This window comes from Comamonas sediminis, from assembly GCF_041107495.1.
In the GTDB taxonomy this organism is placed as follows: Bacteria; Pseudomonadota; Gammaproteobacteria; order Burkholderiales; family Burkholderiaceae_C; genus Comamonas; species Comamonas sediminis.
Map to the genome: position 1 here is coordinate 809,806 of NZ_JBGBDC010000001.1, position 14,691 is coordinate 824,496.

The window sequence follows — 14,691 nt, forward strand, 5'->3', positions numbered from 1 at the left end:
TTCGGTCAGGGTTCAGGCGGCCGTCAGCTCGGCCGTTGCGGGTTGCGCGTTGGCAATCAGCTCTATCGATGCCAGGCGCTCTTCGAAAAAGGGAACCGGGGTATCGATGACGAATTCATCGATGCCGTGTTGCAGGTGCAAGGCAGTCAGCGCCGCATGCACGTCGTCAGCGGTGCCCGCAATGACATGGGGGTGGGTCTCCTCCAGCCGGTAGTCGCTGACTCCGGCTTGCTGCGCAAACTCTGCGGCGGCTTCGCGGCTTGGCAGGTTGAAGCTCTGGCCCGTGGGCAAATGCAGCTTGAAGATGCGCACATTCGCGACCAGCGCTTCAGCCTTGGCCCGGTCATCGGCGGCAAAGGCATAGACGGCCATCGATGGCGCCTGGCCGCTGAGGGGGCGGTAGGCAGCGGTGGTGCTGGCAAGCAACGCAGGGTCATCATTGAAATGCCCGGCATAGGAAAAGCCCCAGCCCAGGCGCGATGCCAGCTGTGCGCTGTCGGGAGAGGCCCCGAGCAGCACGCATTGGGGCAAGGTGCTGGGTTTGGGCAACGCGCGCGAAGCAGCCAGCGGGTGCCCGGCGGGCAGGTCGTCTCGCAAAAAGCCGTTCAGATCGCTGAGCAGGCTGGCGAAGTTGATGGGCTGTGACGGGTCGTGACGCGCTTGCAGGGCACGTGTGGACTGCGGCAGACCACCGGGCGCCTTGCCAATACCCAGATCCACCCGGCCCGGCGCCAGCGCCGATAGCAGCTTGAACACCTCGGCCACCTTGTAGGGGCTGTAGTGCTGCAACATGACGCCGCCTGAGCCGATGCGGATGCGCTTGGTATGCGCCAGCAGCCAGGCAACCAGGATCTCTGGGGCGGAACCTGCGACCTGGGGGTTGCCATGGTGCTCTGCCACCCAGAAGCGGTGGTAGCCCAGCGCTTCGGCGCGCTGCGCCATGGCCAAGGTGGAGCGAAGCGCCTGGGCGGTTGAAACGCCCGGCGGAATGGGGCTTTTGTCGAGCAGCGAAAGGCGGTAGGTCATGAATAGTAGCGCTGGGCTGGCACCGGTGAATATGCGAGAAATAATATCTCTCGCCATTTCGGGCGGTTGCTACTTATTTGCAGATCGTCATGCGTAATTCGTTGCGCTATTCCGGTATTAAATAGTTTTTCGTATTTGATAATTTCTCAATGTTTTATGAGTTTCTTCTAATCAAAAAACTATTGAAAAATATCCAGGGGCCTGGCTTCGCCTAGCGCAGAGTGAGGTGGGGTGAACGGCCGCAAAACATGCCCATGTAGCCACATGCATCGGGGCTCGATCCATCGGTCAGAAGCGCTTTTAAGGCGTATCTTGCCTGGCGGGCCCGTGGCGTCAGCCTGCAGTTCGGCGTGGGCCCAGCGATATCGAGACGCCTGCGTTGGAAAGCATGGGTAGTCGGGGCTCGGTCATGGGCGACTTAGCTGCGTTTGCCCAAAGCGGTCACGCAGTCGACGTCCCGGGGCAAGCCGCTGCCGATGGCGCTGGCGAATGGGACAGAGTGTGGGGGACGGGCCCTTCACCCCATTAACCAGCCTTGGCTGGCTAGCCGGTTTCCATGGGCCTGCCAGGCAGCAACTTTAAGTTGGCAAACCCGTCTTGGTCACTGGTATCTGCAGACTGGAGACGCTGACTGAATAGCGCCAATGCATGGATTAATGAGAAACCGAATGACACCCACGCTCCTTGCATGAGGCATCCAATGGAATATTGGCAGACGCAGGTGCATGTTCTTGGTCAAGCGCTCGCTCGCAGCGATGCGGTCGCAAAAGGCAGAGGTCATGAACTGCATCTGCCCGCACCCTGCCCTACCCTCCCCTGGTCCCTGGCCCTTCGCGGAGGCAGCATGGCACCGTTCGGTCATGGCCTCGTCCGCCGTTGCGGGCTGGTGAATAGGATCGGATGCCAACGGTAGCCGATGCGCACCCACTCTTTCAGAGACCCACTGTTGGGTCCCTTCTGTTGCAGTGCAGGCAAGAGCCGTGCGCGCGCAGATCACCATTCAGCAGTGGCAGCCTGTGGTGGAATACAGCAAAAACGAAAAAGCCTCAGAGCATTTCTACTCTGAGGCTTGACGTTTGGTGCGGCTGGCAGGAATCGAACCCACGACCCCTTGGTTCGTAGCCAAGTACTCTATCCAGCTGAGCTACAGCCGCTAATTTTCGATGCTATGGCGGAGAGGGAGGGATTCGAACCCTCGGTACGTTTGCACGTACGCCTGATTTCGAGTCAGGTACATTCGACCACTCTGCCACCTCTCCGCAGCGCCGAAGCTGAAATTATAGCAGGCAATTTGAGGGTCTCGGGAAGAATCGCAAATTTCTGAAAAATTGATGGTGGGGTGGTTGGCGCGGGTACGGGACTTGGTCTGTCTGAATGGGCCGTCGCCGGACAGGAGCAATAGGAACGCCGTAGACGTGAGGTCGCAGAGGCAGGAACTGACCGGCGCCGCTCACCAGCCCCCACCTCGGTGCCTCAATGCATCCTTGTACGGCGAACACTAATTACAGCGCACCCGCCCAACACCAGCGACAACAATGCGAGCGCCCATTGGCTGAGCGAAGGAACAGCAGTGGGAGTGGCAGGGGCGGAAGGATTGATCTGTACGGAATCCGCACTTGCACTGCACTGAGCCTGACCATTGAGACACAGCTCCGGAGCTGTTGGCGTTGCAGTGGCAGTGTTGATGACGGATGCACCTTGACCCGATGCTGCTGCTACCGCTGACAGCGTGAAAGTGGCCGACGCCTGAGGACCGAGGCCGTCCAACGTGACAGCGAGGGGCAGTGATCCGCTGGTGGTGGTTCCACATGCGCCGGAACATGTCCAATTGCCGCTTTCGAGACCGGCTGGCAACGGATCTGCAGTCTCAATGGGTCGAGTCACAGGCACACCCGTGGGATTGCTGACTTGCACAACAGAAACAGTCAGTTTCTATTCCCAATGTATCACTGCATTCTTGAGCTGCAAGTCTATAGGCCAGCGAACCTGCGCATGTTCAGCTACTAGGCGCGCAAAAACCTCAGCTAGAAGGACCGATCTCAAACGACACCGTGCCTACGGTCTTCAACGCGTTAAGGTCTACATAACTCAGCTGCGCCTAAATGATCACGCAGCGGATAAGACTATACGGTGATAGCGATTGATAATCTTTCGCATTCAAATGCATCCCCGCTTAAGTGGGTGTCGAAATAGAATGCAGCACATCCGCCTATAATCTGGACATATCTGCTAGCACCTCTTTATCAATTGAGTTACCGGAGATGTTTGACATGAGTATTAAGAATTCGCAACAACGATATAGCCAGTGGGTTATCTTCGTGCACTGGCTGACCGTAATTCTCATCGTGGCAGTTTATGCGAGCATGGAACTGCATGGACTATTTCCCAAAGGAAATATTGCACGAGATGGAATGAAGTCATTGCACTTCCTTTTGGGCCTGAGCGTTTTAGCAGTGGTGTGCATAAGAATTCTCATTCGCAGTCAAGCTGGCGTAGGGCCTGATATTGTGCCCCCTCCACCTAAATGGCAAAGCAGGCTGGCGAGTGCGATGCATTACGCTTTGTACATATTCATGCTCGCTATGCCACTACTGGGATGGCTCACTTTGAGCGCGTCAGGAAAGCCTATCGTCCTCTTTGGCTTATCTATACCTAGCTTAATCAATACAGATATCCAACTATCTCGCCAGTTAAAAGACGTACACGAGACGATTGGCAACCTAGGTTATCTCCTTATTGCATTGCATGCAGTAGCTGCCTTGATTCATCACTATGCGATACGCGATAACACTCTCACTCGCATGCTTCCAGCGACTCGCGCATAAGCCAACGAACAGAATTACATACCCCACATTTGACTATGAGCAAGCTTCACCATCGCGCCCATCCTGAGGCTCACCGCACTGAACATATTGGCTGGCTCCGCGCTGTCGTATTAGGAGCAAATGATGGCATCATTTCTACTGCCAGTCTGATCGCCGGAGTAACTGCAGCTAATGCGAGTCATGCTAGCATCGTCACCACGGCGATTGCGGCTCTAGTTGCAGGTGCGATGTCAATGGCTGCAGGTGAGTTCGTATCTGTTTATTCTCAGGCTGATACAGAAAAAGCAGATCTTTCAAGAGAGTCGGAAGAACTGTTAAACAACCCTGAAGCAGAGCACAAGGAGCTTACCGCAATTTACATGCAACGTGGTCTTGATCATCAGCTTGCGGATCAGGTTGCCACACAACTAATGGCTCACGATGCGTTGGGTGCTCATGCGCGAGATGAATTAGGCATATCCGAGACATTAAGTGCTCGTCCAGTGCAAGCGGCATTGGCATCCGCGGCAAGTTTTGCCGCAGGCGCCGTCATGCCTTTAGTAGTAGTGCTGCTTGCACCTCAAAGCAGCCTGCTTTATTGGATTGTCGCGACAGCCATTATTTTCTTAGCAATGCTCGGAGCTGCGGCGGCCGCTGTGGGAAACACACCAGTCCTCAAGAGCGCTATCCGGGTATCGTTCTGGGGCACGTTCGCTATGGCGGTTACAACCGGTGTAGGGGCAATGTTCGGTACCGCTGTCTAGAAAGACGACTACGGTACTGCATCCAGGCATCCACACCGAATAAACTGACAATTTGAAGTTCGCAAAGCAGCCATCCTCGCCGCTAAGAAGCTGCATCCGGCATGGGAGAGCCGCAATCGGTCAGACGCTACCCATCGCCCTACCTACCTCATATTGACAGTCGCTTGCAAGATCGTATCTACTCGCGGCCATAATTCATCCTTACGACCGCGTTGGGACTTCTGAATAAACCCAGATTTATTGTAAATTGATTTGCTGGAGGGTTGTTAGCACACCTAGGGCAGCGTGTGAACACCATAGATTGCTCCGTATGGGCTGATGCAGGACAGTGACAATGGGAAAGTACCTGGCGCCAATCACCAGCGCCTACTTTCGGCATCAATGCATCCTCGTATGGCGAATACCTATCTCAGCAAACGCGTCCAGAACTAAGGTGCGCCTCCCGACCTCCAATTAGTTCAGCCAAGTGACCGGTTTGGGAGCTTCCTTCACGAATGGAGTTATTTTATATCCATGCTGTATTAATGAGCTTGTGGTCAGTTGCCGCCATAACTTCTAAGCACAATTCAACGAAAAATGTTAATTCACAAAGGTTAACGAATAATCATCTTGCTGCAAAGTTAAAATTACGCTCTTCGCAAATTATCGCAGAACCTGCCCACGCCACAGGGTTTCAATGGTTTGCCAACTCTGCTGGAGATCACGATAACGGTGCAGTATTTGACGAGCCGTAGATATATAGCGATAAATTTACGCTATGAATTTTCTACATGACGATAAATTACTCTCTCGGCTACTTGAACTATAAAGCTTAGGCATAGACAACATAAAACTTATTTTCGATCTATACATTATGGACATTCAGCATTTAATAAATCTTCAACAAGCAAATATAAATTCCTCGGACCCTGATCCGTTTTGGGACAACCCTTACGAGGATCCAATGAGAGACGAGGACTTGGATTTCTCAGACGAGAATTTCCTAAAACTAGAAAAATTAATAAATCTACATGTCAAATTAACAAAATCACCAATAGATATAAAATATCAGATCCTCTGGATACACCGTTGGATAATGAGCGAGATCACCTCTCGAGAAATTGAACAATGCGTTAAAAAGGGAATGATTGACGCCATCTATAACAAGCACACCCCCAAAGAAACTCTATTGATCCAGACAAAAGCTGCCCATGAAATTGAGTCATCAAGCAAAATATTATCAAGTAGACTATATGCCAAAATATATAATTCCAATTTAGGAATAGAACTTAAACAGGCATACCTATCAATTACAGAGGAGCATAAAAATAATAATCGCTCTCCATCTCTCCACAGTGAAACCACTGAATTCCTGGAAACCAATCATCCCGCAAACTGGGAAGATTTTCAAAAAAATTTAATTTATCAACTCAAATTCCTCCACGACATATCTAGAGAAGCCATAAAAACATTGAAAAAAAAGAATACAAAGTTAGGACAGCCACCAAAGACAGAAAGAGATGAATTCTTCTATCAATGGCAAAGTTTTTTGGCAAGAGAGTTAGATTTGTCTGTAGATGATTCTACGTTTATAGCCAGCATGAGCTGGAACATCTACCTCCCGAATCAGAAGCTCAATGAAGATGCCGCCATCAAGGTTGTAAAAAGACAGCGCGCCAAAACCAAAGGGAAATTAGGCCCCCAGCCTTGAACGACTAACTTCCCTTTCACGTAATCGCAGAATTCGATTCAATACGGTTTCTGATCAACCACAAATCGGAATCGCTATGAACCAACAATCTGTAAGTCGCGGATCAAGCATCAATGATCTTTCCGCTTCGCCTCCTCTCAAAAACTCGAAGTGCCACGCCGCCCCATGGCAGGGCGGTGCAATCTGGAACCGTCGCAGCAGCTATCAACCCAATGGAGACTCGGCAAGTCGCCCCATTGACCCGCCTCCACTGCATGAGTCGAATAGCCGCTTGAAGCCTTCACCCCAAGAGGGGCTGAAAGGCTACACGCAACCTTCTCCCATCGATGCTGCCGCTATTCGTCTTACATCAGTAGATTTCCTTTACGGAACCGTCAGCGATCCCGACTCAGAGATCCGGAGTCACATGCGAGCAATCTTACAACCGCTCTTGAGCACCACGCCAAGCGAAGCAGAGCCGTACGCAATGTGAATGCCGCCTGCCGGCTGCACTTGCAGCTGACTGGTATCGCACGACAACCGCAAGCCTAGTGCTGCGGTATTGAACTCCCAAAGGAAACATGATGACAACTGAACAGATCTCCCCCGCGCTGCTGGCCAACTACATCGCAGCCCAACACCAGAATATTGAACGCATGGACTCGATGCTGCGCGAGCTCATGCATCGCACCGACGTGATCGGCGAGACCATGTGGCAGATGGATCGCCGCCGCAATGCAGTTGCGCAATCCCACCAGAACGCCTCGATCGGACAGGCGAAGGGCCGCGGAAATGCTCGCAAGAAGGCGGCAGCGCGCCGCGCTGGCATGCGGGCCTGACCCATTGGAGATTCACCCTCCTTGTAATTTGCAGGACATAGGACGCTGGCAACGAACCGTTCAAGCCAGTGGGGCTCAGCATGCGCGAGCCCAGGCCCAGGCGTCCTATGCATATCCATTTAATATTTTTTCTGAATACGCTCTTATGAACAACGTTAACGCAACCTCTATTTCCAGCGCAATCAACACCCCAGGTGCAATCCTTCAATCGCTGGTCAACGGCATGGATGATGCAAACTCAGACCTGATCGATATGAGCACTCCCAATTTGGTAGGAGTCGAGGCCGCAGTACCATCACCGAATCCATCGCCGGAGGCCGAAGCCGAAGCTGCGGATGATGCGGCAACCATGACGAAGCTGCCTGTTCCAGCGCGGCAGTATGGCCTGCTCACTCGCGACGATGTTCAAGCCGAACCTTCGGCAATCCCCTTGATCCATGGCCTGATTGGCAAGGGGCAGCTTGCGATGATTGCCGGTCCCTCTGGCTGCGGAAAGTCGGTATTTCAGCTCCATTTGGGAGCGGCATCGCTGAACGCAGACAAGGTGTTCGGTCATGTGATTCCCAAGCGCTCGCGGTTCCTCTACATCAACCTTGAGGGCGAGCTCAAGCAACGCCTGGAAGCCATCGAAGAGCACCATGAAGGCTGGTCGTTCCCTGCGCCAGCAGCCATGTTCCTCACGAGGCCTTGGTGCTTGAACGACAAGAAATCTGTCGAAGATTTGGCCCACCACGTCAATGCGTCAGGAGGCGTAGACGTGATCTTTATTGACACGCTCAACCGCGCCATCCCTGGCAGCGACGAGAACCTCTCTACGGACATGGGCATGGTCATTGCGCATGCCAACTTGCTGATCGAAATGACTGGCGCGGCGGTGGTGCTCACCCACCACACGGGCAAGGCCAAGGATCGCGGACCGCGTGGGCATTCCAGCTTGTATGCAGCCCTGGACACCTGCCTGATGGTGGACCAGAGTGCAACGGGCGTGCGCACGGTCGAACTCATCAAGACGCGTCAGGGCCCTGGCGGAGCCAAGTACTTCTTTAGCATCGAGAACATCGCTCTCGGTGAAGATGACTACGGACTGCCCATCATCGGCCCTGCTCTCACTGAGGTAGAAGGCAATGATGAGATGGAAAAATCTGCGTCAGCACCTGCATTGACGCCTCAGCAAAAGGAAGCGCTGACCGCCATCGGGCTGCATATGCAGAACGGATTCGATGGCGAACGCCTCGAAAGCATTAGCCGCCATGAGGCCCTGGCGATTGTGAAAGCTGCTTTCAGCGCAGTTGCAACCAAGCATCGCTCTACTCGGGCGCGAGAAGCTATCGATGCTTTGGTCGAAGCGGGTCAGTTGCAGCAAAGCGATAGCGGTATGTTGAGCATGCTGTCGTAAAGTCTCCGAGCAGCCCTAGCCAATAGCTGCTGGGGCTGCGGCATTCATGTGACCGCACACCTAGAGCAAGAAACAAGAGAAGATCAAGTTAGATCCAAAAGATCTTGAGCTAACAGGAGGATAACTCGCGCGAGGAGAAACAAGGACTTTACGAACAAAAACTAGAAGAAGTGAAAGAAAAAGCTCTACGACCACAACATCTATCACAACAAGATTTCTTAAATAAACATTATAAAAATCAAACACCTAGAAAGAAAGAGCATCCTATTCAGCTTACAACGAACGGCCCTGGCCCCTTGCGCGATGCAAAATTTGCGGCATGGAAAAACCACCCACCCAGCTTCCGGATCCACTTAAACACTTCGCGAAGCACAATGCTCTTGTCAAGCTAATTGCGCTGGCGCTCATGCGCGCGCCACTGTTGTTGATTGGGTATGGTTTAGGGAAATGGCCCGGGTGGTGGCAATGAGGCAGTCTACAGATTCTACTAATCCTCGAAGGACAGCAGACGTCCTTGCATTGGTTAGAGTTTCGCACAGAGAACATTCTTAGCAACTGCACCATATCCATTTATGATGATTGAGAAGTGATAATCTCCGCCAGTTTTTCGCATGCAGCATCTATATTTCTCATGTGAAGATTTGTCACGCTTAGCAACAATCCATTTTGCGCATGAGTACGATTCACATACCAATGAGAAAGCGCAGATGGCGCCAAGCCTTGTGATCGCGCAATGTCTACAATAACTCGATCGTCTATTTTAGTTGGAAGCGGAGATATTAATCCTAGGCCAGCCGCCACCGTTCCTGGTAAAAACTTCCTGATATGCGATGTCGCGATTTTGCGGCGCTCTGTATATACATCCTTCATCTGGCGGAGGTGTCTCAAGAAATGCCCATTTGACAGAAACTCAGTAACCGCCAACTGAGAGCTTCTATTAGGCGCAGGCAACAACATTGCACAAACCTCAATAAAGCGCTCTGCCAAAGAGAGGGGCGCAACGACGAAGCCCAGACCCAGTTGGGGACTCAAAGTCTTACTAAATGAGCCTAGGTGAATCACGCGTTCAGAACCTTCGCTCGCTGCGAGTGCGGGTGATGCGCGGCCATCGAGCTGTAACTCTCCAAGATAGTCATCTTCGACTATCCAAGTATCTCTTTCGATAGCCCATTTGAGCAAAGCATGCCTGCGAGCAGGTGATAAGGTCACGCCCAAAGGTGCGTGTTGGCCAGGTGTGACAAGAGCCAGCAGCGCGTCCGGTGCACTTTCGATACCATCCATGACCCGCAGACCCTCATCATCGACTTGAACAGATTCGAGTACAACACCGAACAGCTCCATTGCACGTCTTCCTATAGGGTAGCCTGGCTCTTCGATCCACGCTTTACGCCCATTTGCTTGAAGTGCGGTCAATGTAAGGAGCAGACTTTGTCTGTAGCCACTAGTGACGATGACCTGATCAGGGTGACATCTCACCTGCCGGCTGACAGCCAAGTGACTCGAGATCTGGGAGCGCAGTTCGGATTCGCCGCGTGGGTCTGAGTATGTTGTGTGATCGATCGCGGCTCGTGCGGCACGAGCCTGTATTCGAGACCAGAGCTTGACAGGAAATGCGTCGTGTGCAGGAACTCCCATTTGAAATGGCTGTGGGACGCTCGAATATGGACGAGTGAATGCCGCTAGGGGCCTGTCAATCGGCGGCTCATGATCTGATGGAGTGGCTAGCCGTTGAGCGCGTACTCGTGTACCTGCAGATCCGGCACCATATACCAAGTTTTCTGCTGCAAGCCGGTCATAAGCCACTCGAATAGTTCCACGCGCTACGCCAAGTTGCGCGGCAAGGTCCCGACCAGACGGTAACCGCTGGCCGGATTTAAGTCTCCCGTCCAAGATTGCCAGACGCAAGCTCTTGTGAATCTGATCTCCGATGCCTACAGCGGAAGCAAAGTCCAGCCGGATAGGAAGGGCATTAGGCGCGTTCAAATCATTCATTTGGGTCAGTCATTCCGGCAGATCTTGGGCCTGTTCCTCCATCGACGACAAGGGTAACCTAGCGTTCCCAGTCGTGATTGAAGTCCATTGCAGTGCATGAAGACGCTGATCGCGATCCTAGTTACTAGTTAGGACAGAAAGAATCGAAATGACTCGCTTGAATTGGCAAGAAATAGCGCCTGATGGCGCTAAGGCATTGTTTGGAATTTACCACTACATCACTCACAAAACCAATCTCCCAGAAGAACTTGTTCATCTCGTGTTCCTACGCGTTTCACAGATAAACGGATGCGCTCACTGCATCGATATGCACAGCCGGGATCTGAGGAAAACTACGTCGATCGACAAGATCACTTTACTTCCAGTGTGGGACGAAGTACATAGCTTGTTCTCAGAGCAGGAACGGGCTGCGCTGGCCTGGACGGAGGAAGTGACCAATGTAAGCGAAACGCATGCTTCAGATGAAGCTTATACACTTGCCTCAGCCTATTTCACGCCAAAAGATCTTGTTGACCTCACGATTGCGATTGCCGCAATGAATGCTTTCAATCGATTGGGCGCACCATTTCGACTTCCCGTCGCCGCCACTTCTTAATACAGCCTCAGCGAGCACTTAGTGAGAGAGACTTTATTATGTTTTCTAGCTTCATCTGAGATATATAGGCTTGTGCTACCTACTTGAAACGAATAGAGAAGTGTTATTTGGGAAAGTCTCTTCCATAAAGCTGTAAATGAGTTCGCAATTTGGTGGGTTTGATGATGCGTTTCAGTGAAGGCACCGAGCCGTCACCAGACAGCCCGCCCCGCCCTCAACCCCTGCGGGGCCGGGCGGGGCGACCAATTCGAATGTCTCAACATATTCCGGGAGTGTAGGCCAGCCCCAGGGAGCCATCAAGCGTCGCTGGTCCTGAAGTTGCACCGCGATAGTGCCAAAGTGGCACGGAGTGGTACCAAAATGCAGCACGGAAAATCTAGCCGCTACCCCCATAGTCCAAACTCCAACGAAGCTCCTCTCGGTCCAGCCTCGCACGCCGGGCCGGTAGTGACGGTGAGGGGACAGACAACGAAACAGGTGCTGCTCGGAAACGTGGCTATAAAGATACCCCGCGTTGCATCACAACATTCTTGCGCTAATATCCTGGCGTTAGTTTTTCCGACGCCGTGCTCTCCCAAACCCTCCCTCATTGAAATTGCACGGCATCCCTGCCCCACCAGGGTTGGCATTCTTATTGGCAGCCTTTGCCACCCTCACGGGTGGCTTTTCTTAGTCACTGCTCAAAGAGAACGCGCACCAGCATTCTTGACTAGGAGTACCCGCGCCATATGAAATGATGCTCTGAATGACGACTTCAAACGAAGCTTGCATATGACTGGGGACTGCCATCCATGATGCTAGACATGTCCAATGCTCAGAACTCAATATCCGAAACACCTTTAGGCGACAGATTGCCGCTGCGAGTGAGAACCATTCTCGAACGGAATGACATTCACACGGTTGAGGGAGTTCTTAGGGCCTATCCGGACCAACTGCTGAAGATGTGGGGGATGGGGATGTTCAGATTCAAGCAGATAGAGGCAGCCCTGCTTCCGGGCAAGTCCTTCACCCCAGCGCGGATCTACTCGCCCGTACGCTACATCAAAGGCTCCTCTCTTAACGGAGCACTGGCTCCGGCAACTGTTCAAGTCTTGCTTCGTGGTGGGATCGCAACCGTTGAGCAACTGCGTGCGACGGAGCGCAAGGAGTTGCTCAACATTAAGGGCCTCGGCATTCATAAGCTGGGGGAAATCGAAAATTTCCTCCATGAGACGAAAAGGGCCTAGACAGACCACAACTCAGTTGGCTCACGAAACATCAGTTCTGAAAGTCCGCAGACGACCCTGAGGAGACATTCGGTGCAGCTAAAAAAAGTGTTCGTAGAACTTCTCGATTTCACAATGAGTAGTCAAGGCCTTAAGCGGAAAAATCTCCCATGGCGCTTGTTCACGCATGTTCGGAAGCTCACTAACAATTCTCGCCTCTATGTCGGGCTTGACTCTTTGCCGCCAGTCTAGAACTTGACCCCAAGTAGAAGTCCCATTTAGGTGTATAGGAAACCGAGGCTTCTCAATGGCTGTCACAAAAGCAGCGGGGAATAGCCGCTTGTAGGCATTCAAGTTGTAAAGCCAAGAGACACCGCGCACAACTTTTGCATTCGGCTGGAGCAGGCGGATTTCTGCAAACATGGCCTTCAGCTCGCACCTTCTTTCGGCGATTCTTTCAGGCGACAGGGGGCTGCTTTCCTGATTCAGCGGCGGCAGGAAATGAATGCGGACAACCCCTTCAACATTGGGCGGTTCGTAGGAAAAACACCCAAAAGCAGAATTGCTGGAGTTGGAACTATAAAGCGCATGAAGGCGAACACACTTGTCCACTATGGCTGCCAAACTAGATGGGTTCGAATCTGCAAAATTCAGCAAGTTGCTCCAAACATTTTCGCCTTCAACCCCCATTAGATTTAAACGTCGGCGTAAGTTCGTGCAACTGGAAATGGCAGCTGCAAACGAGATGTGGGCTACCGAAGAATAACAACCTGCAAATCTCAGTTGAAGGGTGAAATAATCATCGAACATAGGATTAAGAACTTCAAAGGGCTGCTAGCAGGTTGTCGGCAATGAGAACCAAGCCCCCACGATTGAAAACATAGCACCTGGCCGGACAGTGCAACTTGCTTGAATGTCGGCTCCTGGCCGTCACCGGACAGCCCGCCCCGCCCTCAACCCCTGCGGGGCCGGGCGTGGCAGGCTGTCCGAATTCAGGGCTAAGTCCCAAATCCTGAACTAGGCCCCCAGCCATACCCGGGGTAGCTACAGGCGATGTTCACAGTCATGTCAGGGACACCCCAGTTTGCATCACTCGAATAGTAAAGATAGTAAACAGCTCAACGGATTCCAAAGCGGCGGAGCCCGACAGCAGCGAAGCCCCCGAGTACCAGCGACATCAGTGCCAGCATCCACTGGTTCAAAGTAGGAATTGCTGTGGCAGCGCTAGGTCCGATAGGTGGTGTACTGGCATCCTTATCGTCATCCGTAATATTTACATTTGCGCTGCGTATTGAAACCACATAGGGCACGGGCGAAGAGGCATCTGCATCCAACAATGTCAAAGTCGCATCGACCGCACCATCACCAGCTACTGAATTGGGTGTAGCTGTGATTGAACAGCTAGCACTGCTTGAACCTTCACCAATCACAATTGACTCACTGCAGGTGGTACTGAATCGAGAATTGCTAGCAGGAGGCGTCAAACGAATGGTCATCCCACCAGTTGGCGCTGGGAGATCAGCTGTGATAGTGCAAATTGCTACTTGACCATCTGCATCCACCAGACTGTTAGGTATACAGGCGACTCCAACCGCAGGCCGGGCAGGTGGCACGTCTGGCGCGTCAATCTTAATAATGGGAGACAGAGGAGCTGGCGCCCATACTAAAGGCGTAGCGCTTGGATTTGATACTGAAAACCAACTCAGAGAGCCAGCCTCTGCTGGCTTTGCTGACCAAAGAGCAGAGAAAGAAGGCTGCACCTCCATTACAACCCAATATATCTCACCCGCATCGATAGAATAATTGCCACTGTACTCTATGACAGAAGGCGAAGAAGCCAAAGTACCTGCTGTTGGATTGAAGTCTGTGCAATCGGCGGTATCTGGTGCAGACAGGCTGCCTGAGCACAAAGAAAGAGGCGGAGCGGTTGTAGAACCACTAAATGAAAACAGCGGAATCGAGACCTTATCAATAACTGTAGTGGCTGCAGCCTCGAGCCTTACCCCAATTAAATCGGCACTAAAAGCCGAATTGACAGTACTCAAATCCAAGCCCGTTAGATTGTCGTAAAGCGGAGCGGCCACGGATAAACTAGAAAAACCTGCCAGCGCCGTTGAAATCAAAGAATTTTTCGAAATAAATTTCATAGCAGCTCGATAACTAAGACATTAATAGGCTAACCAATAGCAAGACTATGCTATATGACTTACACCGAAAATCTACCGACGTGAACGCAATCAAGAGCCAAGAGCCAAGAGCCAAGAGCCAAGAGCCAAGAGCCAAGAGCCATCCTAACAAAATTATCTATTTCGCACCTAATATTTGCACAGATAGAGAAAATAGTTTGGATGTGTACATCAATAGGCCGCAACTTCATGAACCTGCACTCATGCCATCCCGT

Annotated in this window: 12 protein-coding genes and 2 tRNA genes; 7 read left to right on the forward strand and 7 right to left on the reverse strand. The window is 52.1% G+C overall.

All coding sequences use genetic code 11. From position 1 onward, the window contains the following. Nucleotides 1-12: 12 nt before the first annotated feature. From AB7A72_RS03605 to AB7A72_RS03620, 4 genes are all read right to left on the reverse strand, one after another. Nucleotides 13-1,026: an LLM class flavin-dependent oxidoreductase gene (locus AB7A72_RS03605; protein WP_369459021.1), complete on the reverse strand. Its 1,014-nt coding sequence runs from the start codon at nucleotides 1,024-1,026 to the stop codon at nucleotides 13-15. 1,077 nt (nucleotides 1,027-2,103) lie between these two features. Then, a tRNA-Arg gene (locus AB7A72_RS03610) sits at nucleotides 2,104-2,180 on the reverse strand. A gap of 15 nt (nucleotides 2,181-2,195) precedes the next feature. Continuing rightward, a tRNA-Ser gene (locus AB7A72_RS03615) sits at nucleotides 2,196-2,285 on the reverse strand. Between the two features lie 214 nt (nucleotides 2,286-2,499). Beyond that, nucleotides 2,500-2,940, reverse strand: coding sequence for an IPTL-CTERM sorting domain-containing protein (locus AB7A72_RS03620; RefSeq protein ID WP_369459022.1), 441 nt, complete (start codon nucleotides 2,938-2,940; stop codon nucleotides 2,500-2,502). A 356-nt stretch (nucleotides 2,941-3,296) separates the two neighbouring features. On the opposite strand from AB7A72_RS03620, the gene AB7A72_RS03625 reads away from it, so the two are divergent. The 5 genes from AB7A72_RS03625 (at nucleotide 3,297) to AB7A72_RS03645 (ending at nucleotide 8,498) form a co-directional block, all read left to right on the forward strand. Beyond that, a complete protein-coding gene (locus AB7A72_RS03625; RefSeq protein ID WP_369459023.1) occupies nucleotides 3,297-3,851 on the forward strand; it encodes a cytochrome b in 555 nt (184 codons plus the stop codon). Nucleotides 3,852-3,886: 35 nt separating this feature from the next. Beyond that, entirely contained in the window at nucleotides 3,887-4,594 is a 708-nt protein-coding gene (locus tag AB7A72_RS03630; protein WP_312410592.1) for a VIT1/CCC1 transporter family protein, read from the forward strand. Between the two features lie 1,075 nt (nucleotides 4,595-5,669). Beyond that, nucleotides 5,670-6,284: a hypothetical protein gene (locus AB7A72_RS03635; RefSeq protein WP_369459024.1), complete on the forward strand. Its 615-nt coding sequence runs from the start codon at nucleotides 5,670-5,672 to the stop codon at nucleotides 6,282-6,284. Nucleotides 6,285-6,847: 563 nt separating this feature from the next. Then, nucleotides 6,848-7,102, forward strand: coding sequence for a hypothetical protein (locus AB7A72_RS03640; RefSeq protein WP_369459025.1), 255 nt, complete (start codon nucleotides 6,848-6,850; stop codon nucleotides 7,100-7,102). A gap of 145 nt (nucleotides 7,103-7,247) precedes the next feature. Beyond that, nucleotides 7,248-8,498, forward strand: coding sequence for an AAA family ATPase (locus AB7A72_RS03645; RefSeq protein WP_369459026.1), 1,251 nt, complete (start codon nucleotides 7,248-7,250; stop codon nucleotides 8,496-8,498). 570 nt (nucleotides 8,499-9,068) lie between these two features. Here the strand turns inward: AB7A72_RS03645 and pdxR are convergent. Continuing rightward, complete coding sequence (gene pdxR, locus AB7A72_RS03650; protein ID WP_369459027.1) at nucleotides 9,069-10,490, reverse strand: MocR-like pyridoxine biosynthesis transcription factor PdxR; 1,422 nt, start codon at nucleotides 10,488-10,490, stop codon at nucleotides 9,069-9,071. 148 nt (nucleotides 10,491-10,638) lie between these two features. On the opposite strand from pdxR, the gene AB7A72_RS03655 reads away from it, so the two are divergent. Together AB7A72_RS03655 and AB7A72_RS03660 are read left to right on the forward strand one after the other, a co-directional pair. Further along, nucleotides 10,639-11,085 carry a carboxymuconolactone decarboxylase family protein gene (locus AB7A72_RS03655; protein ID WP_369459028.1) on the forward strand — a complete coding sequence of 149 codons (447 nt, stop codon included), beginning with the start codon at nucleotides 10,639-10,641 and terminating at the stop codon, nucleotides 11,083-11,085. An 803-nt stretch (nucleotides 11,086-11,888) separates the two neighbouring features. Next, entirely contained in the window at nucleotides 11,889-12,311 is a 423-nt protein-coding gene (locus AB7A72_RS03660) for a helix-hairpin-helix domain-containing protein (RefSeq protein ID WP_369459029.1), read from the forward strand. Between the two features lie 78 nt (nucleotides 12,312-12,389). Here AB7A72_RS03660 and AB7A72_RS03665 read toward each other — a convergent pair whose 3' ends face one another. After that, nucleotides 12,390-13,100 (reverse strand): hypothetical protein, encoded by a 711-nt coding sequence (locus AB7A72_RS03665; RefSeq protein ID WP_369459030.1) that lies wholly within the window; start codon nucleotides 13,098-13,100, stop codon nucleotides 12,390-12,392. A 308-nt stretch (nucleotides 13,101-13,408) separates the two neighbouring features. Next, nucleotides 13,409-14,437: an IPTL-CTERM sorting domain-containing protein gene (locus tag AB7A72_RS03670; RefSeq protein ID WP_369459031.1), complete on the reverse strand. Its 1,029-nt coding sequence runs from the start codon at nucleotides 14,435-14,437 to the stop codon at nucleotides 13,409-13,411. Nucleotides 14,438-14,691: the final 254 nt, after the last annotated feature.